The sequence below is a fragment of the Paraburkholderia sp. UCT31 genome (assembly GCF_014397655.1).
GTDB lineage: Bacteria > Pseudomonadota > Gammaproteobacteria > Burkholderiales > Burkholderiaceae > Paraburkholderia > Paraburkholderia tuberum.
In genome coordinates, this window is the sequence record NZ_VZQP01000026.1 from 56,153 (window position 1) to 76,803 (window position 20,651).

19 protein-coding genes and 1 pseudogene are annotated in these 20,651 nt (G+C 62.3%); 11 read left to right on the forward strand and 9 right to left on the reverse strand.

The annotated features are described in order from the left end of the window. Window positions 1-4: 4 nt before the first annotated feature. Window positions 5-1,099 carry a PotD/PotF family extracellular solute-binding protein gene (locus F6X40_RS22125; protein ID WP_018420888.1) on the reverse strand — a complete coding sequence of 365 codons (1,095 nt, stop codon included), beginning with the start codon at window positions 1,097-1,099 and terminating at the stop codon, window positions 5-7. 491 nt (window positions 1,100-1,590) lie between these two features. Between F6X40_RS22125 and F6X40_RS22130 the strand changes: the two genes are divergently transcribed. Continuing rightward, window positions 1,591-2,484 carry a LysR substrate-binding domain-containing protein gene (locus F6X40_RS22130; RefSeq protein ID WP_187629231.1) on the forward strand — a complete coding sequence of 298 codons (894 nt, stop codon included), beginning with the start codon at window positions 1,591-1,593 and terminating at the stop codon, window positions 2,482-2,484. 35 nt (window positions 2,485-2,519) lie between these two features. Here the strand turns inward: F6X40_RS22130 and F6X40_RS22135 are convergent, their stop codons facing one another. Both F6X40_RS22135 and F6X40_RS22140 read right to left on the reverse strand, forming a co-directional pair. Then, on the reverse strand, window positions 2,520-3,602 hold the full coding sequence (locus tag F6X40_RS22135; RefSeq protein ID WP_184069344.1) for a calcium:proton antiporter: 1,083 nt from the start codon (window positions 3,600-3,602) through the stop codon (window positions 2,520-2,522). Between the two features lie 319 nt (window positions 3,603-3,921). Further along, entirely contained in the window at window positions 3,922-4,281 is a 360-nt protein-coding gene (locus tag F6X40_RS22140; protein ID WP_184069346.1) for a BON domain-containing protein, read from the reverse strand. Between the two features lie 369 nt (window positions 4,282-4,650). Between F6X40_RS22140 and F6X40_RS22145 the strand changes: the two genes are divergently transcribed. Then, the gene (locus F6X40_RS22145; RefSeq protein WP_184033983.1) at window positions 4,651-5,280 is read left to right on the forward strand and encodes a DNA-3-methyladenine glycosylase; all 630 of its coding nucleotides are present in this window, start codon (window positions 4,651-4,653) and stop codon (window positions 5,278-5,280) included. 302 nt (window positions 5,281-5,582) lie between these two features. Beyond that, window positions 5,583-5,924, forward strand: a complete 342-nt coding sequence (locus F6X40_RS22150) for a DUF4148 domain-containing protein (protein ID WP_187629232.1) — start codon at window positions 5,583-5,585, stop codon at window positions 5,922-5,924. Between the two features lie 267 nt (window positions 5,925-6,191). Here F6X40_RS22150 and F6X40_RS22155 read toward each other — a convergent pair whose 3' ends face one another. Next, window positions 6,192-6,635: a CBS domain-containing protein gene (locus F6X40_RS22155; protein ID WP_184069350.1), complete on the reverse strand. Its 444-nt coding sequence runs from the start codon at window positions 6,633-6,635 to the stop codon at window positions 6,192-6,194. 338 nt (window positions 6,636-6,973) lie between these two features. Between F6X40_RS22155 and ribA the strand changes: the two genes are divergently transcribed. From ribA to F6X40_RS42450, 4 genes and pseudogenes are all read left to right on the forward strand, one after another. After that, a complete protein-coding gene (gene ribA / locus F6X40_RS22160) occupies window positions 6,974-7,624 on the forward strand; it encodes a GTP cyclohydrolase II (protein WP_184069438.1) in 651 nt (216 codons plus the stop codon). 866 nt (window positions 7,625-8,490) lie between these two features. Further along, complete coding sequence (gene uppS / locus F6X40_RS22165) at window positions 8,491-9,231, forward strand: polyprenyl diphosphate synthase (RefSeq protein WP_187629233.1); 741 nt, start codon at window positions 8,491-8,493, stop codon at window positions 9,229-9,231. A 360-nt stretch (window positions 9,232-9,591) separates the two neighbouring features. Then, entirely contained in the window at window positions 9,592-9,858 is a 267-nt protein-coding gene (locus tag F6X40_RS22170; protein WP_410452436.1) for a DDE-type integrase/transposase/recombinase, read from the forward strand. A 351-nt stretch (window positions 9,859-10,209) separates the two neighbouring features. After that, window positions 10,210-10,371, forward strand: a pseudogene (locus F6X40_RS42450) (cation-transporting P-type ATPase); the annotation flags it as partial. A gap of 198 nt (window positions 10,372-10,569) precedes the next feature. Here F6X40_RS42450 and F6X40_RS22175 read toward each other — a convergent pair. The 4 genes from F6X40_RS22175 to F6X40_RS22190 all read right to left on the reverse strand — a co-directional run bounded on the left by F6X40_RS22175 (window position 10,570) and on the right by F6X40_RS22190 (window position 14,470). Then, window positions 10,570-11,562, reverse strand: a complete 993-nt coding sequence (locus tag F6X40_RS22175) for a sugar-binding protein (RefSeq protein ID WP_184033957.1) — start codon at window positions 11,560-11,562, stop codon at window positions 10,570-10,572. A gap of 213 nt (window positions 11,563-11,775) precedes the next feature. Then, complete coding sequence (locus tag F6X40_RS22180; protein WP_221311512.1) at window positions 11,776-12,714, reverse strand: ABC transporter permease; 939 nt, start codon at window positions 12,712-12,714, stop codon at window positions 11,776-11,778. A gap of 113 nt (window positions 12,715-12,827) precedes the next feature. Further along, window positions 12,828-13,568, reverse strand: coding sequence for an ATP-binding cassette domain-containing protein (locus F6X40_RS22185; RefSeq protein WP_184033951.1), 741 nt, complete (start codon window positions 13,566-13,568; stop codon window positions 12,828-12,830). Between the two features lie 467 nt (window positions 13,569-14,035). Beyond that, a complete protein-coding gene (locus F6X40_RS22190) occupies window positions 14,036-14,470 on the reverse strand; it encodes a MarR family winged helix-turn-helix transcriptional regulator (RefSeq protein WP_184069440.1) in 435 nt (144 codons plus the stop codon). 473 nt (window positions 14,471-14,943) lie between these two features. Here F6X40_RS22190 and F6X40_RS22195 point away from each other — a divergent pair, with 473 nt between their 5' ends. Then, window positions 14,944-16,878 (forward strand): chloride channel protein, encoded by a 1,935-nt coding sequence (locus tag F6X40_RS22195; RefSeq protein WP_187629234.1) that lies wholly within the window; start codon window positions 14,944-14,946, stop codon window positions 16,876-16,878. After that, window positions 16,862-17,116, forward strand: coding sequence for a hypothetical protein (locus tag F6X40_RS22200; protein WP_184033945.1), 255 nt, complete (start codon window positions 16,862-16,864; stop codon window positions 17,114-17,116). The genes F6X40_RS22195 and F6X40_RS22200 overlap by 17 nt, the downstream gene beginning before the upstream one ends. A gap of 28 nt (window positions 17,117-17,144) precedes the next feature. Here F6X40_RS22200 and pal read toward each other — a convergent pair whose 3' ends face one another. Continuing rightward, the gene (pal, locus tag F6X40_RS22205; RefSeq protein WP_184069367.1) at window positions 17,145-17,645 is read right to left on the reverse strand and encodes a peptidoglycan-associated lipoprotein Pal; all 501 of its coding nucleotides are present in this window, start codon (window positions 17,643-17,645) and stop codon (window positions 17,145-17,147) included. Between the two features lie 820 nt (window positions 17,646-18,465). On the opposite strand from pal, the gene F6X40_RS43260 reads away from it, so the two are divergent. Both F6X40_RS43260 and F6X40_RS22215 read left to right on the forward strand, forming a co-directional pair. Further along, a complete protein-coding gene (locus F6X40_RS43260) occupies window positions 18,466-18,867 on the forward strand; it encodes a chloride channel protein (RefSeq protein ID WP_260336504.1) in 402 nt (133 codons plus the stop codon). 449 nt (window positions 18,868-19,316) lie between these two features. Then, the gene (locus F6X40_RS22215; protein WP_187629235.1) at window positions 19,317-20,573 is read left to right on the forward strand and encodes an ABC transporter substrate-binding protein; all 1,257 of its coding nucleotides are present in this window, start codon (window positions 19,317-19,319) and stop codon (window positions 20,571-20,573) included. The last annotated feature ends 78 nt before the right edge of the window (window positions 20,574-20,651 follow it).

Genomic DNA, 20,651 nt, shown 5'->3' on the forward strand with positions numbered 1-20,651 from the left:
GTGGTTACGCCGAGAAGATTTCGGTGTAGCGCTTGATCCATGCCGGCTGCACGGCGGCGAGCGCCTTGTCGTCATGCAGCACGGCTTTCTCGGCGATCTGCTGCGGGCTCGGCACGAACGCGCGGCTCTCGGCCGGAATCATCGCTTTCGAATTCACTGGGCCGTTCAGCACATCGGCGGCCATGCGGCCTTGCACACCGGCGTCGAGCGAGTGATTGATGAACGCGTGGATCAGGTCAGTGTCGCCCGGATGCGCTTTCGGAATCACCGTGAACATCAGTTGCGTCGCGAAGCCTTCCTTCATGCCGTAGGTCACGCCCATCTTGTATTCGGGCTTGCGGATCTGATCCGGGAAAAACGCGGGCGAGTAGATGCCGCCGATGTCGAGCGAGCCCGTGCGGAACAGGTCGGCCACCTGGTTCGGGTTCTCGCCGAGCGTCATCACGTGGTCTTTGAGCTGCGCGAGCTTCTTGAAGCCGGGCTCGATGTTCTGCTGCGAGCCGCCGTTCATTTTCGCGGCGATGATCGCGAGATCGACCGCTTCGGCCCACTCGGGCGGCGGCAGGAAAACGCGGCCGGCGTATTTCGGGTCCCACAGCGCCTCGTACGACGAAGGCGGCGTCTTGACCGTCGCGGTGTTGTAGATGAGGCCGTCGGACCACAGCAGATAGCCGACGCCGAAGCCGTTCGCGCCGGTGCGGTATGGCGGCGCGACTTCTTTCAGGTTCGGCAGGCGGTCGAGGTCGGGCTTCATCAGCAGGCCCGCGTCGGCGAGGCCGGAGGCGCCGACGCCGGCGAGCGTGATCACGTCATAGGTGGGGCGCTCGCCCGCTGCCTTGACTTTGGCGACCATGCCGGAGGTGCCGTCGGCGCGATCGGCGATGACCTTCGCGCCGGTCTTCGCGGTGAAGGTCGCTGCGATGTTGCGCAGCGCGGCCGTGCCGGTATCGTCCGACCACGTCAGGATGCGCAGCGTCTTGCCGCTGAAGTTGTGCTCCTGCGCGCGCAGGTTGAGGAACGGCATCGGCAGCGCGGATGCCGCGAGCGCCGTACCGATCGTCTTGATGGCCTGCCTTCTACCCCGTTTGATCTGCTGCATGGCGGTCTCCTGTGTTGAACGCCCGTTGCCCATGATTCGCCGTGACCGCTGCCGATCTACCGTGCGTGGATGCACTGTAGGTTTGCCAAAATCACGCAACAATCGAAATATGCGCATGGATCGCATGACGTACGCTCATGGCTCGCCGCCGGCGAACGCGGTGGCGAGCGGTTTGGCGACACGCCGGGAAGCTACGGGCGATGGCTTATGCGGGTTAACGTCCAGATCTGGCTGAGGAATCCCAGCGTGCGTCGAGGTATGAGGAAAGCTCGGTTCTGGTGCGATTGCTGAAGGCTTCTTTGCACCGCGCCGGTGCGACATTCCTCGGTACGGGCGTTTTTCACGCATGCCATGAGTCGAACGCATGCGGGTTTGCCTGCGCGCCCACTCGTGCGCGCATAGCCGATCGCGTATGCTGTGGGCTTGACGGGCAGGGCGGCGAGGGGCGCTGCCGCAGCCACGCAATGATTTTTTCTGATCCTGGACATCCGATGCGACGCCTACCGCCGCTCAACGCGCTGCAGATTTTCGAAACCGTCGCGCGCCATCGCAGCTTCACGCGTGCCGCCGACCATCTGTGCCTGACGCAAGGCGCGGTCAGCCGGCAGATCATCGCGCTCGAGGAGTACTACAAGTTTCCGCTGTTCAAGCGGCACGCAAAGGGGCTGACGCTGACCGCCGAGGGCGAAATGCTGCTGCCGGCGGTCAAGGAGAGCTTCGCGCGGATCGAGGAAATGTCGCTGCGCTTGACGAGGCAGCGCACCGATCTCGCGCTCAAGGTGCCGACCTGCGTGATGCGCTGGATGCTGCCGAAGATCATGCGCTTCCAGTCCGACTATCCCGATCTGCACGTGCAGATCACGACCACCTGGCAGCACGACGTCGATTTCCAGAGCGAGCCGTTCGACGCGGCGATCATCTACGGTTCGTCGCCCGGTGCGGACGTGCAGGCGGTGTCGCTGTTCGAGGAGCGTCTGACGCCGGTCTGCACGCCCGAGCTGCTGAAGGACAAGCCGCTCGCGCAGGTGGCCGATCTCGGGCGCCACACGCTGCTGCATCCGACGCGCGATCACCGCGACTGGAAAATGTGGCTCGCGAAAGTCGCGGAAGCCGATTCGGCGGGCGCCGCGACGATCGACGCGGAGCTCGGCCCGAGCTTCGATACGCTCGACATGGCGACCAACGCCGCCGCGCAGGGCTTCGGTGTCGCGATCAGCGACCTCGCGCTAATCGACGAGGACGTCGCCGCCCGGCGCCTCGTGCGGCCGTTCGATACCGTGCTGAAGACCGGCTGGCGCTATTACTTCGTGTATCCGGATTCAGTCGCGCAACAGCAGAAGCTGAATCTGTTCCGCGACTGGATCGCCGAGCATTGGGAAGATTGAGGCTGCCGTCCGCCCGTGCCGGATAAGGCATCGCGTCACGGCGCGAACGACAGAAACAGATAAGCCGCGAACAGCGACAGATGCACAGCGCCTTGCAGAATCGTCGTGCGCCCGGTGCTGAGCGTCAGCGTCGCGACCACCAGCGTGAGCGCCAGCAGCACCATGTCCTTGCCATCGATGCCGAGTACGATGGGCTGACCGATGTACAGGAACACGCCGGCGACGGTGGGAATGGTCAGGCCGATACTCGCCAGTGACGAGCCGAGCGCGAGGTTCAGGCTGGTCTGCAGACGGTCGGCGCGCGCCGCGCGCAGCGCCGCGAGTCCTTCCGGCAACAGCACCAGCGACGCAATCACGATACCGACCACCGCCGGCGGCGCGCCCGCGCTCAGCACCGCTGACTCGACCACCGGCGACAGCACTTTCGCGAGCAGCACGACCGCGACGAGGCTCACGAGCAGCAGCACGCCGCTGATGGCGGCGAGGCGCGCGCCGGGCGGCTCGGCATGGACGTCTTCGTCGGGCACGCCGGCGAGGAAGTAGTCGCGATGGCGCACCGTCTGCACGAACACGAACACGCAGTACAGCACCAGCGACGACACGCCGGCAAACGCGAGCTGCGACGGCGACAGGACAGGCCCGGGGCTGGTGGTCGTGAAATTCGGCATCACGAGCGTCAGTACCGACAGCGACGCGAGCACTGCCAGCGCGGCCGCCGCGCCGCGGCTCTGGAAGTCCTGTTCCAGATGGCGGATGCCGCCCACCAGCAGACACAGCCCGACGAGCCCGTTGCAGACGATCATCACGGCCGCGAATACCGTATCGCGCGCGAGGCCGGCTTTCTCGGGACCGGACGTCAGCATCACCGAGACGATCAGCGCCACCTCGATCACCGTGACGGCGACCGCGAGCACCAGCGTGCCAAACGGCTCGCCGACGCGATGCGCGACCACTTCGGCATGATGCACGGCGGCAAACACGGCCGCGCATAACGACATGCCGGCCAGTGCGAGCAGCAGCGTGTTGCCCGGCATCGCGTAGGCGGCGCCGAGCACGATCCAGCTAACGATCGGCGCGACGAGAGTCCAACGAGGCAAGACGGTCGCGGACGAAGTCATGCGGCCTTCCTTTCGGTACGTGTATGAACTTGAAGTAATATCTTAACAAGTGACGTTAAGCTATTAAATTATCGGGGATAACTCGTTACGAGAAGCCGTCGCCACGCGGTCGGGTCGTCATCGCGACGCGCGTAGCGCATTAAAAATAACGCGGTTTCGGGGGCGCGGGGAATCGCCGCGTCGGATGGTGCGATGGCCGCACCGTGAGGCAATGGTGTCGAGCGCTGCATCGGAGGGGGAATTGGCGTCGCGGCGGAGCTTTCCGCCGTCGACGCCAGCTTGCTGCTGTTACCGCAACTTCTTCGGCCGTTCGACCGGATTACTGGCCCATCGCGCGGATCGACAGCGCGCTCTTCACCGACGTCACGCCTGCCACGCCTTGAGCGGCGTTCGTCGCGAGTTCGATCTGAGCCTGTTCCGGCACCGAGCCTTCCAGCGTGACGGCGCCTTCGCGTGCGCGCACGGTGATGTTCCCGACGGTCAGGCCCTTCGTACGTGCGAGCGTCGCGCGGACCTTCTTCTGCAGCGCGCGATTAGCCGCGCGAGTCTGCTTGGCGGTCGGTGCCATTGCCGCCGGCGCTGCGCTCGCGGCCGCATCGCTGCTTTGCGCGTACGCGTTGAGGGAAGCGAGAACGACCAGTGCGCCGCCGATCATCTTGATTGCCGAGAATGCTTTCATTCAACCATCTCCTGTTGTCGTAGAACGTCGATCCCCGGATGGGATCGATTTTTTTACACCAGCGGGTACGGCGGGATTCCATGCCAATGGAACAGGTACAGCAGTCTGCGAACGCTTTCAGCCGACACGCGGTTTCAGCGAGCCGCGAAGCGCGCGCCGAAACATGCAAACGGCCGTGTGACCGGCCGGATGGACACAATACAACAATTGGTGCCATGTTGACTTCCATGGCGCAGAAAATGAGGCTTCGGTACAACGAATTTGTCGAGCGCAACCGGTCGATGACGTGGGAGTGGGGCGACTGCGCGCTTGCCGCGAGGCCGTAGGTTTCAGCACCGATTTCAGCACCGACTCAAGGACACCCAGCGCATGCGAAACGAAGCTCTTCCGATCCGACCGTTGCGCCGCGAGGATCTGCCGATCGATACCGTGGAACTCGCGCGCTTCATGGTCGGCAAATATCTCGTGCACGATCTGCCCGAAGGACGCCTGAGCGGACGCATCGTCGAGACCGAGGCGTATCCGCTCGGCGACTCGACGAGCCATGCGTTCATCGGACGTCGTCCGTACAACGGGTCGATGTTCCTCGCGCGCGGTCATGCTTATGTGCGGCTGACCTACGGCGTGTCTTACATGCTCAACATGTCGTCCGAAGCGGAGGAGGTCGGCGCCGGCATCCTGCTGCGCGCGATCGAACCGCTCGAAGGACTCGCGCTGATGGAAGCGCGCCGTCCCGGCGTGCCGCTGCGCGATCTCGCGCGCGGACCCGGCCGGCTGACGGTGGCGTTCGGCATCGGCCAGGCGTTCGACGGCTGCGATTTGTGTACGGGGCGGGGGTTATGGATCGGCGTGATCGAGACAGGCGACGCACCGATCGGCGTGACGACGCGCATCGGCCTGTCGCGCGAGATGCACCGTCCGTTGCGATTTTTCGAGCCGGGCAGCGCGTTCGTCAGCGGCCCGCGCAAGCTACTGACGATTCCGCATTCGGGCGCATGACGTCGCAGCTACGCGCGTACATCGATTCAGACGTTTCGGCGTGCGGGCGGGCGAATTTTTTCTTCGATCAGACGTATTTCGGAAACATCAGACGCAAAGGTGACGATCCGGGCAATTGTTACCCCGAAGATCATGCTAACGGAGGCGGTTCCACGATCTTTCCCGAGATCGTTGCGAACTGAGCAATTTTCTATCTCGTAATTAAGGGTTTTCCCTTTGCAGTGCGGTGACTAGACTCAAGTGAATCGCTGGACACCGAGGTGTCGGCGATGCAGATAAAACCACATTGGAGGGAAGTCACCATGAAATCGCTGATCAAGGCAGTTGCCATTGCGGCCCTTGTCGCCGCGCCGGTCGTATCGTTCGCGCAGTCGAGCCAGCAGCCGGTCACCCGCGCGGAAGTCCGCAGCGAACTGATCCAGCTGGAGCACGCGGGCTACAACCCGTCGACCTCGAGCGACCCGAAGTATCCGGCCGACATCCAGGCCGCCGAGCAGCGTGTGCAAGCGCAAAATCCGGCCGTCGCGCAAACCCAGCCGAGCGCTGATACCAGCGGTTACGGCGCGCCGATGAGCGGATCGACCCAGGCGGGCGGCGTGATGCAGCCGATGAGCGGCCCGAAGAGCGTCTATTTCGGTAACTAATTTCGGTAACTAAGCAGGCAGCAGAATCTGTGTGCGCGTCGTTTGACGGCGCACACAGCGTTTCATACCCGGTACTGTTTCAAACGAGCGCGCCGCACTCATGCGCCCGAGAGCGTGTCATCCGCGCGCGTTGCGTTCCTCTTTCCGAAGGAACCTCCGCTGCCGCAAGGTAGCTTGGCCCAAGCTCTTGGAGGTTTGGGCTTTTTTTGCGTCTGGTCCCACGCGGATGATCGATGCGGTGTCGCTCGGCGAAAACCGTGCTGCCTGTCAGAGCCGTTCGCCGTGAATATAGAACTCGAGTTGCTGAATCGTGAACTGCTGTTCCGCGATGATGTCCTTCACGAGGTCGCCAATCGACACCATGCCGACCAGCCTCTCGTTGTCGATGACAGGCAGGTGACGCATGCGCCGCTCGGTCATCAGCGCCATGCACTCTTCGGTCGTCTGGTCCGGACGAACGAAGCGCACCGCCTTGCTCATGATGTCGCGCACCGGCGTCGCCTTCGACGACCGGTCCATCAGCACGATCTTGCGCGCGTAGTCGCGCTCCGTGATGATGCCGGCGATGCTGTCGCCGTCCGTCACCACCAGCGCGCCGATGCTTTTCTCGGCCATCAACCGGATCGCCTCGTAGACGGAATCGTCGGCGCCGATCGTGTAGACCTCGGAGGGGTTCGGTTTCGTTTTAAGAAGCTGTGCAACGCTTGTCATGGAGCGGCTCCGTTTCGCAATGCAGCACGCCGAAGTGGCGCACTGTCGTGAGGGACAGGCGATACCAGTATAGGCGCGACGTGCGCCCGCGGTACACCGGGAATACCTCGGGCGCGCCGGACGATGCTCGCTGGATTGACGCGGTCCGCGCGGGCTTGTTTCGGGTCTCGGGGTCGTGTTTCGCGCGATGCGCGTGTGCCGGGTGCGGCTTGTCGCGGGGCAGCGTCCCGTGCAAGCGAAGGGGCATCCACGTGCTGCATGCGGATTAGCGGTAAACTCGCAGTCCACACCTTATCCCCGGCTCGACCGGGTTCATGCCAGCACCATTGTTCAACGCCATGCTCACGTCTCAGGATCCATCGCCCGCAGCGGACGGCGCCGTCACCGGCGAATGCGTCGTGCTCGACGCCACCGCCACGCTGCCCACGCGCTACGGCACGTTCACTTCCTATGTGTTTCGCGTGGTCGACAGCGGCGCCGAACATCTCGCGCTCGTGATGGGCGATGTCGCCAACCAGTCGTCGGTGCTGACGCGCCTGCATTCGGAATGTCTGACGGGCGACGTGCTCGGCTCCTATCGCTGCGACTGCGGCGAGCAGCTCGATCTCGCGCTGCGCTATATCGCGGCAGAGGGTTGCGGCGTACTGCTGTATCTGCGCGGCCACGAAGGACGCGGCATCGGTCTGTCGAACAAGATCCGCGCGTATGCGCTGCAGGAGCAGGGGCGCGATACCGTCGAAGCCAACCTCGATCTCGGCCTGCCCGACGATTCACGCGAATACGATTCGGCCGCGGGCATCCTGCGCACGCTGAAGATCACGTCGGTGCGCCTGATGAGTAACAATCCCGAAAAATTCGACACGCTGTCGAAGCACGGCATTCCGGTGTGCGAGCGTGTCGCGCTCGCGATTCCGATGCGCGAGGAAAACGAGCGGTATATCCGCACGAAGCAGCTGAAGTTCGGGCATTACTTCGACGAGAACGAATAGCCATGTTTTCAGGCTTGTCTCGGTAAGCCCAAAGCCTTGCCAGGATATACCGCAAGTATCTGAATTTTAAGAAAAATATTAACGCTTCAGGCCCATCGGTTGGGGTGTCGACGCGTGTCTCCGCTTACTCAAACTTGTGATGCTGGCGTAGGTTTTTGTGCCGTTATGCAGAAAACCTGCGCCGGGTATGCTTGTCTCGGAAAAACCTGCGCCGAGGGAAGAATGCGCTTTGATGCACGTGCCGTGCCCAAGCTGCCGAGCGGCGAGCACATGACGTTTCAGGGATTTCCAGGCCTACGCCTACCAGGCTTCAACGAGCCGCAAGTCATGGACGTATCGCTATAAGTCGCCGATCGACGGTCGCATGCGACAGGTGAAGCTCGTGAGTGGCCGTCGACCTCATTTGCCGCAGCGATCGCTGCGTGGCAAACGAAGCGCGTCGAACGCGATTCCGGTGCCGAACCTTCGACACTGCGGAGAACGGGAATCAGCGGCTGCGCACCCAGGCGATTACACCGTCAGACAGCTGTGCCGCGACTATCTGGAAGGGTATGTAGAAGTAAATCGGAAGACAAAGGGAGCGGTCGAGGTCGCACGTATATTCAAGGCGATGCTGGGGCCTATAGGGGATATGCGCGTCACAGCCGTCACACGCGCCCAGGCTTTCGATTTCCTCGAGTCGTATCCCCGTCTTAAGCATCCTTTCAGTTTCGTCTGCATACCGTACGATTGTCCATTTCGACCGGTGGCCCAGCCGATGTCCACGTGATTTGGTGGCGGTCGAATTGATCGCCAGGAAAAGGGTCCAGGGGCACCTTCATGACCTTCGGGGACTTTCGCGTTCCGCCTGACTCGCGGCGGTTCCCATGATCCATAAAAGTTCGACCGTTAGCGTACCGGCCGTGACCGATGTGCCGCGGCACATTGCAATCATTATGGACGGCAATGGCCGCTGGGCGGCGCAGCGCAGGCTGCCCCGAGTGGCCGGTCACGTGAAGGGTGTCGAAGCGGTCCGCGCAATCGTCGAGGGCTGCGCGCGGCGCGGCGTCGAATTCCTGACGCTGTTTGCATTCAGTTCGGAGAACTGGCGCCGGCCGGAGGACGAAGTGTCGTTCCTGATGCGTCTGTTCGGGGCGACGCTACAGCGTGAAACGGCACGGTTGCACAAGAATGGCATCCGCTTGCGCGTCGTTGGTGATCTATCGGCGTTCGATGCGCACCTTCGGGCGCTCGTGAAGCGAGGGGAAATCAGAACCGCCCACAATACACGTATGACGCTGACCATTGCGGCGAATTACGGCGGTCGCTGGGATATCCTTCACGCTATAAGCGAGCTACCCGCACGGAGTGCCGTCGATGGTCACGCCGTGCCGGTCGACGAAGCCAGCTTCGCGCAATATCTGGCGATGGCGTACGCGCCGGAACCCGATCTGCTGATCCGGACCGGAGGTGAGCAGCGCATCAGCAACTTCCTGCTATGGCAGCTCGCGTACACTGAACTCTACTTCACCGACATATTCTGGCCAGATTTCGACGACGCCGCGCTTGATGCCGCACTCGCATCATATCGGGAGCGCGAACGTCGTTTTGGGCGCGCAAATGCATGACAGAGGTGTGAAGTATTCACTCATGCTAGACGCCTACTTTATCGGGAGGAGATGGGTCACTCAGACAATCTCCTGCTGTACGAAATGGCCGGTGCCATCCTGTCAGCCGCGCCACGATCGCGGCACGCCACTGGCGTTCATTCGGCGATCATCGCAGACCGCGTCATTTACCGGGAAGGCATTGTGACGTTGTTAGCAGGGTTGAGGGGGCGGCGACAATGTCGTTCATGAAAGCAGCCGCCCAACAGAACGCCACTGCCGTCGACAACCCGCGCCCCTATGTTGGCTATCGATTTCCGCTTGACGTGATCAGCTACGCGGTGTGGTGATATTACAGTTTCCCGCATCCGGTCCACCCCATTGGCCCCAGGCGACAGGTGGCACCTCGACGAAGTGGTGGCCACGATCATCGGAGAGAAGCACTGGCTTTCCCCCAAGGGGACTTCATTCGGGGCGTGGCGCGCGGTGGACCAGCATGGCGGAGTGCCCGACGTGCTGGTGCAAAGCCGCCGCGACAGGCACGCAGGCAGGCGACTCATGCGCAAGCTGCTCAGCAGGCACGGCCGCGTTCCGCGCGTGCTGATCACCGCCAGGTTCAAGAGCTACGCCGCGGCGTCGATTTCATGAACGCCTCCAGTTGGGTTGGTCAGTGCAATGAGAAGAACGTGAGAGAAGTCCAGGATGCGAAGCTTATCTGATGCTTGGCGAAGTCATGTTTGGGATGACTGAACAAACCAGAGCGATGCTTCGAGCCGTGGGATTTCTCATGTGCATTGCGTTACACGAACAGCCGCTACCGTGACCTCGATTGCGATAGTTCAAGTTTCAGTGGAGAAAAATGGCTAACTTGCTTCAATCGACGGTGCGCGTGTTGGTCGCGTAACGGTCGTTTGTGACCGGGGTAAGCGTCAGGAACAGGCCCACCCGGCATCATTGTGACTGTGGAGTACAAAGCAGGCAAGAATTGGAAGCGGGCCCGTGACAACGACATCCGGCAGCACGTCGCATTTGGGGCTGACCAGCGCGCAAGCCGCGCGTCTGCTGAGCGAGCGCGGCAGGAACGAGCTCAACGAGCATCGCATCGGATGGCCGACGCGTATGACGGCACCGTTTTGGGCGCCCGTACCCCGGATGCTCAAGGCGGCGATCACCCTTCAACTGATCAGCGACGAACGTGTCGAAGCGTGCATTGTCGGCGCGCTATTGGTGTTCAATGCCGCGCCCGGCCTCTTTCAGGAAGAGCAGGCAAATGGTGTCGTCGATGCATTGAGGCAGCGCGGAGTCGGCTCGGTGTCGATCCGGCTCCCGCGTTATCGTGATGATGTGGGCCGCCGGCCTTCAATGCTTCAGGCAAGTGTCGGCGTTCTTCCATGTGCAGACGTCGAGTCCGGTGTGAATGACCGGAGGTACCGACTTCCCTTCCGCGAGGTCACGCATGACCATCGCGGCGCGGTAGCCCATTTCCTCGGGCCGCTGGCCGACGAGCACATTCACCTTGTGGTCCTTGAGCGCTTGCAGTTCGGGCCCGAGCGTATCCGCCGAGACGATCACGAACTTGCCGTTCTTGATCTTGTCCATTATCGGCGCGACAACCTGCGAAAAGGCCTGCGGCGCAAAGAGAGGCCAGCCGCCCGCTAGCAGGAAGGCGTCGAGACCGGTAGGGTGGGCGGTCAGCGTGTCCTGCATCATCTGGTTCGCCTTGGCGGCGTCGTCGTTCACGTAGAGCGGACAGCCACTGATCTCATGCCACCCGTTCTCGCCAGCGAGCTTCGTGATCCCTTTCTTCCCGGAGAGCACATCGCGCGCGCCCTGGGCCCGCTGGTTGATGTTCTCCGCTGCCGGATTGCCCATCACGAGGCAGACATTGCCGCCTTTCGGCATCAGCATCTTCAACTGCTCGCCAAGCTTGGCGCCCAGTTCGTAGTTGTCGGTGCCGACATAGCTCTTGCGCAGTGACGCATCCTTCGGCAGCAGATCGGCATCCGCGGTGATGACCGGGACCGATCCGCCGCGGCGGCGCAGCACCTCCGCCACAGCCGGCGCGTTCGCTGGCGAGATCGCCATGCTCGCGACGCCCTTGGTCAGCAGGTCGTCGATGATCTGCACTTGCGCGCTCTCGTCCGCGGCGGTCGCGGGACCGGTGTAGTAGCAGTTGTAGCCTTGCTTGTTGAGTTCCTTGTTCGCCCGTTCGCATCCTTGATGCATGAGGTCGAAGTACGGGTTGTCGAGACCCTTCACCACCAGCGCAAGGGTCTTATCGGCCGCGAAGCCCGAGGACGCCAGCATCGCAAGTCCTCCAGCAGCAGCAAGACACATCCACAGTTTCTTCATTGCTTCCTCCTGTTCGGCGCCGGCTCTACGGTGCCCATGTCGGCCTATACAGTCTTCATAACGATCCAACGTCAGGCCCGAAATCGGAACTCGGCCTTGGAGCGGATCCTCGCGGTCTTGTGAACCCATGCGTGCGGCAGTTCCGCGTCCGATCCGGCCGCACCCGCTTCCCGCGGCACCGGCCGGGAAGCGGCCGGTGCGTCCAACGACATTTCAATCTCCTTGCCGCTCGCCACCGAGCCTGTTAAAGAGCACCGCGACGACGATGAAGCTGCCGACGACCGTGCCCTGCCAGAACGCGTCGACGCCAAGCAGGATCAGGCTGTTGCGGATGACCTCGATGAGTGCCGCGCCGACGATCGTGCCGAAGGCGCTGCCAACCCCGCCGGCCAGATTGGTCCCGCCGACCACGGTAGCAGCGATCACGCGCAGTTCGTCGCCCGTGCCGAGGCCTGTCGTCACCGCGCCTAGCCAGCCGACTTCGAGAATCGCCGCGACGCCCGCCATGAGGCCGCAGAGCATGTAGACGGAACAAACGATGCGGCGCACCGGTACGCCGGTGAGCGTCGCCGCATGACGGTTGCCGCCGATCGCGAACACATAGCGGCCCCAGCGCGTCCAGCCGAACGCGAACCAGAACAACAGCCCAAGCAGGATCAGGAACCACACCGGATTGGCGACGCCGAGCGTCGCGCCGCCGCCGAGCGCGAGGAGCTTGCTCCCGTCGGGGCCGAAATCGAAAATGGTCCGGCTGCGGGAGATCACGAGTGCGAGGCTGCGGCCAACGCTCAGCATGGCGAGCGTCACGACGAAAGGCTGCATGCCGAGATACGCGATGAGCAAGCCGTTGACGAGGCCGACCAGCCCGGCGGTCAGTAGTCCCATGCCGATACCGGCCCAGATCGGGTAGCCCGCGTTCATGACGACCGAGAGCACGATACCGCTGATGCCGATCGTCGAGCCAACCGAAATGTCGATGCCGCCCGTGACGATCACCGCCATCATTCCCAGCGCCACGATGGCGACGAAGGCGAAGTTTCGCGTAACGTTGAAAAGATTCTCGGAGGTCGCGAAGGTCGAGGTCGCGAAAGACAGGGCGATACAGGCGACGATCGTTGCCAGCACGACCCAGAACACCTGGCTTGCGAGCAATCCCGACCAGCGAGTATGCGTCCTCGCGGACTGTGGATCATCGAGCAATGGCGGCACTGTAGGGGGCCTTCGCGGCGCGTCGTTCAATGTGGTGGCTCCGATGCGAGGCAGGTTCAGGCAGCGGCGATGGCGCCGGTGATCAGTCCGGTCACTTCTTCCGGGGAGGACTCTTCGGTCTTCTTGTCCGCGACCTTGCGCCCGCGCCGCATGACAACCACCCGGTGGGCGACGGCGAATACGTCAGGCATGCGGTGGCTGATGAGGATGACGGCGATACCGTGTTCGGACAGGCGTCTGATGAGATCGAGCACCTCGACGACCTGGCGCACACTGATCGAGGCGGTCGGCTCGTCCATGAGAACGAGCCTCGCTTCCGAGAGGCGCGTGCGGGCGATGGCCACCGCCTGCCGCTGTCCCCCCGACATTTGCCTGACGAGGTCGCGCGGGCGCGTCTCGGACTTCAGTGCCTTGAACAGTTCACCCGCACGCCGATACATGGTCGCGTGATCGAGCACGCGGATAGGCCCGAACCCGACCCGCAGTTCGCGGCCAAGGAAAACGTTGGCGGCTGCCGTCAGGTTGTCGCAGAGCGCGAGATCCTGATAGACGACTTCGATGCCGCGCGCGCGCGCGTCGACCGGCTTGTTGAAATGCACGGGATTTCCATCGATGAGAATTTCGCCATGCGAAGGTGGAAAGTTGCCGGCGACGACCTTCACCAAAGTCGATTTCCCGGCCCCGTTATCGCCCATGAGCCCCACGACCTGACCTGGCTCCAGACTGAGCGTCACGTCGATCAGGGCCTGAATGGCGCCGAAATGCCTGGAAACGCCTCTGAGCTCAAGAAGACTCATGGACAGTCGTGCTCGCTGGGTGGAGGCGTCCATGGCATTGGCCGGACGGCCAGTAGACACGCGAAGGAAGTAAATGTTTTTTAGCGCACGATAGGGCATTTAGCAAGGCACTTTGGCCACCTGTCGAACGTGCCGCCGAATCGGAAGGCGCGTCCAGTGCGGCTGCGCACGAAGCGGCGAGCGGTGGCCGCTGAGGGGCGTCGAGCCACACGCGTCCATCGGAAAATGTCATCCAGCGGACTTCGCGCCACAGGCGCCGCTCCTGGCATGACAAGTACGATCGCCCCAATTAAGGCAGGCCTGAAAGCTTCTGGCGCGTCCGTGCGAGGGTAATCACCCATTAGCCCAAGCGGTCCTGGATGTCTTGAGAATGGGTCGTACGGACACGGGCTAAAGGGCTGGCACGCGGAGATCGTCGCTGGCGCGCCGGCCGTCGACGGATGCTCATCCCTGGCGACGCTGCATGATCACCAATCCGGCGATTTGGCCGCTCCGCCAACCAGTGGTGTCTGTTGAACCTGAAACTGCCCCAGCGCCCAACCGAATGACTCGATTTCCCGCTTGTGCAGCATCGCGAGCTTCAACAGGGACCGCTCGCCTTTTTCCGTCAGATGGACCTGCACGAGTCGCCGGTCGGAAGCGTCGGGGCGACGCTCGACGAGCCCGGCGGCTTCGCAGCGGGACACGAGCGCCGCGGTGCCGTTGGGCGCTGCCTGCAACCGTTCAGCCAGCTCGCCGATACTGGCCCAGGAGCGGTCGGGAAATCCCCTGACGTGAAGGAGCATCTGATATTGCAGAGGCGTGACTCCTTCCGCGTGAGTAATTTCTTCCGAATACCGCAGGAACCTGCGTAACTGGTAACGGAATGCCGACATGGCTTCGAGATCCTGCTTGTTGGGCATGCCGACCCGGATGTGCGGTGATGTTTGCTTCACTTTGCTACCTGTCTCGTTCGGAACATGGACCAGGCGCCTGAAACCGGATTCTCTGCAGCCTTGCTGAAATCCTGTTGCTCTATCGCAAAGCGCACCGGCAATGGGGCGTGACGGGGTGACAGCGCAAAATCGTATCAGATGGATTGCGTGCCCGCGCCGGATTGAGATGCAGTGAGCGTTGGGTGTTCCGTATCGCCACGACCATCAAGGTTGGTGAACACGCGTTGATAGGACTATAGTGCATGGCACGGCATGACATGATTGCCGAGGCCTGTCTACCCGGTCGCACCGACCGATTCAGGCGGGCGGTGCGATGTTCGATCATCCCCCCAAGACCGCTCGGCTTCTTTCTGCGTGGACCTTGTATTGCGTGCATGGGACCGCTCGAGGCTCCCGCGCCGAACGATGACGCGGGGTTGTCATGCGAGGAGAGGCGGGATATGGCCCCCACGAAGCTCGACGGCAAGGAAGGAGATTCGGCGCCTCCTGAAAACGCCCAAGAAGTCGCGAAGCCGCTCGACCTCTATCGCATGAGCATGCTGGGGTTCTGCCTCGGGATCGTGACCGGTTTTGGCGCGGTCGTGTTCAGGTTGCTGATCGGCACTATCCATAATGCGGCGTTTCTCGGACGCCTTTCGCCGCTCTACGACGCGAGCCAGTTTACCCCGCCGTCGCCGTGGGGCGCATGGGTGATTCTCGTGCCGGTAGCAGGCGGCTTCGCGGTCACGTGGCTGGTAAGCCGCTTTGCACCGGAAGCAAAAGGGCATGGCGTGCCAGAAGTGATGGACGCGATCTATTTCGGGGGCGGCGTGATCCGTCCGGTCGTGGCGGTCGTCAAGTCGCTCGCATCGGCGATCGCGATCGGCACCGGTGCGGCGGTGGGCCGGGAAGGTCCGATCATCCAGATCGGTTCGGCACTGGGCTCGACGCTGGGTCAGTGGCTGCGGATGCCCGCCAGTCAGCGGATCATTCTCGTTGCGAGCGGCGCGGGGGCCGGCATTGCCGCGACGTTCAATACGCCGATCGGCGGCGTACTGTTCGCGACCGAGCTGATGATGCCGGAAATCAGCGTGGGAACTTTTCTGCCCGTCGCACTGGCAACGGGCACCGCCACGTTCGTGGGACGGCTGTTCTTTGGCGGAGCAGCGGCTTTCCTGGTTCCCCCTCAGCTCGGAGCGCTCGATAACCATCTCGCGAGCGGCTTCACGCTGCTGCTTTACGCGCTGCTCGGGGTCGTGGCCGGCGTGGCGGCCGCGTTGCTGATTCGCGTATTGCACTGGGCGGAGGACGCCTTCGAGCGCGTTCCGGGGCGTTTTGCGCGCCACGCGCTCGGCATGCTGTTCGTCGGCGCAATGATGTATCTGCTGATGCGCTACGCAGGCCACTACTACGTGGAAGGCGTGGGCTACGCAACGATCCAGGCGACGCTCAATGAACAGTTGCAAGGTGGCCTGTTCCTGCTGCTGCTTGCGCTGTGCAAGATCGCCGCGACGTCGGTTAGCCTCGGCTCCGGCTCGTCGGGCGGCGTGTTCTCGCCGTCGCTGTTCATCGGCGCGACGTTGGGCGCCGCGCTGGCGTCCCTGTTCCATCTGCTGGTGCCGGCCGCTCCGGTCAGCGTGCCTGCATTCGCGATGGTCGGCATGGGGGCGGTGGTCGCGGGCGGCACGGGTGCCGCGATGACGGCAGTGGCGATGATCTTCGAAATGACGCGCGATTACGACATCGTGCTGCCGATGATACTTGCGGTTGCGTTCAGCATCGGAACCCGCCGGCTCCTCTCGCGCGAGACGATCTACACGATGAAACTCGTCAGGCGCGGTCATGTCATTCCGGATGCGTTGCACGCCAATATGTTTCTCGTGCAGAACGCGGCGGCGATCATGGAGGCCGACATACTGGTGCTCGACGCGGACGTGCCGTTTCGCGATCTCCTCGATCGCATGGGCGTCGCGCCGTTCCGGCACATCGTCGTCACGAAGGCAGGCATGCTGTACGGCGTGCTGCGCATCAACACCGGCCTGCGCCGCGCGGTCAGCCATGACAATCCGACGGTCACGATCGGGCAGCTCGCGCATCGCAACTTCATCGTCGTGAAGCGATCCGATGCGGCGTTCGAAGTGATCAGCGAAATCCGGCAGCGCCGCGCGGTGATGGCGGTGGTCCTCGTCGATACCGCTGTCGATGGCGCGTTCGACGTGTCCGGCGTGATTGCGAAGGAGCATATTGCGGACGCCGTCGCGCGCAGTATCGATATTTTCCAGCCCCGGGCTCGCGCAAGGACCGCCACGTCGACGCAATCCGTGCGCGTCAACGACGCTGCGTATGCCGTGCACGGCAGGGGTCTCAAGGTGAGCGACCGTGAAGCTGAAAACTGAGTGGCGGACGTTGCGCGAGCGGCTCAAGGCCGCGGCGCACCTTGCGGATTCCGGGAGCACACGGGAAGACCGTTCGCCCGACGCAACCCCCGACCCGCGCGAGTGGGTGATCGTCTATCGCACCGAGCGCGGGTTCTGCTGCATGTACCGGGGCGAGCCGGTCGAATTCGACGAGATGCTGGACGTGCAGATATGGTCGGAGGAAGAGGACGTGCGGCTCTGGTACTTCGGGCTTTGAACTGGTCCGCGCGTCGTGCGCTGCGCAATTAGCGGTACACCAGGTCGGCGCGGCGATTCTGCGACCACGACGCCTCGTCGTGCCCCAGCGCCACCGGTTTTTCTTTGCCCAGACTGACGGCTTCCAGTTGCGTCCCGGGCACGCCAAGCGTTTCCAGCTCACGCATGACGGCCTGCGAGCGCCGCTCGCCCAGGGCGAGATTGTATTCGGTGGTGCCGCGCTCGTCGGTGTTGCCCTGTATCAGCACATGCTGGGACGGATGCCGGCGCAGATAGTCCGCATGTGCCTGGAGTAGCGCCTGATAGTCATCTCTGACCGTATAGCTGTCGAAATCGAAATAGATGCTTCGCTTGGCAAGCGGACTGTTGGGATTGTTCAGTTCGTCGATCGTCGAGGGACCGGTACTGAGCGCCGACGCATTGGCAGCCTGGCCGCTCGATGTGACCGTTTGCGGCGTTTTCGTTTCCGAATGACATCCGGCGAGCAGCGCGAGCATCACGAACGTGAGCCGGATCGTGCATTTTTTCATTCTGTCTTCCAGAAAAGTGACGACGTGGAGCAGGACGGTACGTCGAGGGAAGCGACGTCTTGAAGTCTATGTGGCGTTTGCGTGGTGTGCCTCCGTATTTTCCCAGGCGATGCCGCCATCGGAGCAGCCGCCGTTATCTCGCGAAGGTCATCTGAATGAACTCCTGCCGTGTCCCCCCTTCCTGGTTTTACGAAAAAGGTGCAGGAGTCGCTTGAATAAATGTCACAACGTGCTTATCCTACGGGATAGTGGTGTGGGACCTGGCGTGCCGATATTGCATGTTATGGCGTATGGTCCGGCAGCAAGCCCACTCGTTTTCAGGCGACAGAAGGCGATTCCCCTCCGCCCAGCTTCACGGCTGGGCTTTTTTTGCGTTGATCCATATCTGACGTTGAAACCGTCTGCCACTTTCTTCCGCGTCCTGAACAGAAGAACGCTGCAACATGTTCGGCGGCTTTGGTTCCACTATGGAATCTTCTGGGTGAGCCCGTTGGTCACCGCTCTCGTCGCAGTGCTGGAAGCGCATCTGATTGACGCAGATCGTGACATATTACGGCGTACTACCACCGTCTACTGATGGCTGCCTCTGCTGCTCACGCCGGCTATCGGCGCAGCCGGCGTTTGGATCACAAGCCGGTTCATTCCCGGCGCGGAAGGCAGCGGCAATCCTCAGGTGATCGCCACGCTGTATGGTCGCGGCAGACTTGCGCCGCCGCTTTCGGGATCCTGATCGGCAAGATCGTGGCGTCATTCCTGCCCATTTTCGGCGGCATCATCCATCGGCCGCGAAGGGACGACGATCCACGTCGGCGCATCGCTGATGCTTAACCTGCGGCACTTCCATCCCGCGCGACTTCGGACCATCCGCGGCGTCGATCTCGAGCACAGGCTCGCGTTCGCCGGCGCCCCCACAGGCCTGTCGGCGGCGTTCAATGCGCCGCTTGTGAACGCGGTCTTTGCCATCAACGAATTGACCCGCAGCTTCGAGGCACGCATGAGCGGCGTGATCATTACGGCCATCGTTCTCCCCGGGGTCGTTTCGCTCAGTTTGCATGCTCAGTCTGCAGGGCAGCTACAACTACTTCGGCGCAATCGAAGTAGGCAATTACATGCCCGGTCTACTTGCCGTCGCGGTGCTGCTGATCAGCGTCATCTCCGGGTTGGCAAGGCCTTCGTGATTGTCATCGCGATGATCAATAGGGACGCACTGGTCATTCGCTGATGGCGACCGCGCTGATTGCCAGCCCAAACGCATTACGTGACGGCGTGTACGCCGCGTTGGCGCAATCTTTGACAACCGGATCGGTTGCGAGCGCGACCACTGCCGACGATGCTGCCAGATCTCCGAACACCCGGCGCGAGCATCGGAGTTGTTCCAGATGCCTCAATGGAGGAAGGGTTCCTCAGAGCGGGGGTTTTCCCGCGTCTCTTTCATGCGCATCCCGGGATATTTGCAGAAGCGCTTTACCCGCACACCGCGCCGGTGCGCGTTGAATCACCGCGATAGACCGGCTGGCACTCAGATGTTTCGTTACATCTCATGGAATTATGTCATATCGTGCACTAACATTTGATATGCGTTGGAAATCCGAAGCGTAGAAATCGGAACCAGCTTTCCCAGGAGGAGAGCGCGAGCATTGCTCGGACGTGTCCATTCTGTGGGAGACCGAAATGGGAAGACTATCGACCGCGGGCCGACGGCATCGCCGGCTCGTACTGAAGGCTGCTGCCGCAGCCGGAATTGCGCAGATCGGCGCACCCTTCATCATCAAGGCGCGCGGAGAGGTTCCAATCAAATTCGGGCTCGACGACCCGTTGACAGGTACCTACGCCGAACTCGGCAAGAACGAGCAAATGGGTTGCGAATACGCGATCGATCAGATCAATGCGCGCGGGGGCATATTGGGTCGTCCGGTTCAGCTCATCGTGGAGGATTCCACCAGCGCGGATACTGGCGCTGCCGTACAGAAGGCGCGCAAGCTGATCGAACGTGACAAGGTGGACTTCCTGCTCGGCAATGTCAACTCGGCTATGGCGCTTGCGATCGGGCAGGTTTCAAACGAATTGAAAACACTGCATATTGTGACGGGTGGGCATACCGACGCCGTGACCGGTACAGATTGTCACTGGAACGTCTTTCGGGTCTGCAATACGACGAGGATGGAAACCAACTCGGTATCGAAGGTCCTGTTCGACCGGTACGGGAAAAAATGGTTTTTCATCACCCCCGATTACGCATTTGGCCACACCTTGCAACTCGGCTTCGAGGCGAGCCTGAAGAAGTTCGGAGGGGTGGAGGCTGGAGCCGCGTTGGCGCCGCTTGGCACCACCGACTATTCGTCATATTTGATCAAGGCGCAGGCTGCCGATCCTGACGTCATCCTGTTTCTTACCGCAGGTCAGGATGCTGTCAATTCGCTTAAGCAGGCGGTGCAGTTCGGCCTTAACAAGCGTTTCCACATCGCCGGGGCGCAGCAGGAACTGGAGGTGCTCGAGGGCTTGCCGCCGGATGCGCGAATCGGTACGTGGGTATTCGAATGGTACTGGGACCAGCCCAACGTACCCCACGTAGCGGAATACGTGGCCGGCATCCGTAAGAAGGCCGGGAGAGTGCCGACTGCCAGACACTGGTTCGGGCACGTCGCTGTCAATAGCGTTGCACTCGTCGCTAATCAGGAGAAGACGCTTGACGCAGTGAAACTGGCGCGGGCGCTCGAAGGCTTCAAGTTGCCGCCGGACGTAGGGCTGATGCCGGACACACCGTTCTATCGGGCCGGCAACCATCAGCTCATGCCGGATCTCTATGTGGGACATGCGGTAGCGCAGGGACCTAGACCTGATGATCTATTCCACGTCGATCAGCTGGTAAAGGGCATCGACGCGGCGCTGCCGGTCAGCGAAACCGGCTGCCGTCTCACATGGGCATGACCGGTTCGGGAAGCCAGACAGGGGGCTGAGTGCCTAATGACGTCGCGCTGCCGCAACTGCCGCGCGACCGATGAGCCG